Source organism: Streptomyces sp. 4F14, from assembly GCF_048159485.1.
In the GTDB taxonomy this organism is placed as follows: Bacteria; Actinomycetota; Actinomycetes; order Streptomycetales; family Streptomycetaceae; genus Streptomyces.
The window spans coordinates 1-345 of sequence record NZ_JBLRVY010000300.1; the positions used below are offsets into that span (position 1 = coordinate 1).

Below are 345 nucleotides of genomic sequence, written 5' to 3' on the forward strand. Positions count from 1 at the left end.
GGTATGCCGGGGTATTTGTCGACAACGAGAAGGGGCCCGCCGCGATCTGCGGGGCCCTCTTCGTCAACCTGGGTGAATTACCCCGGGTTGTACTGCCTGGGTTGCCTCAGTCGGAGAGGCGCTCGCCCGTGGAGGTGGAGAACACGTGGGTCTCGCCGGAGCGCGGGACGACGTGCAGCGTGCTGCCCTTCTCCGGCACGTCACGGCCGCTGACGCGGACGACGAGGTCCTTGCCGTCGGCTCCGACCTTGGCGGTGCCGTAGACGTACGCGTCGGCGCCGAGCTCCTCGACGACGTTGACGGTGACCGCGAGACCCTGGTCCGAGTCGGAGCCGGCCACGTCGA

Annotated in this window: 1 pseudogene; it reads right to left on the minus strand. The window is 68.7% G+C overall.

Annotated elements, in window-relative coordinates:
- Positions 1-106 precede the first annotated feature (106 nt).
- Positions 107-345 (minus strand): annotated as a pseudogene (locus ACLZOT_RS50820) (sugar ABC transporter ATP-binding protein); the annotation flags it as partial.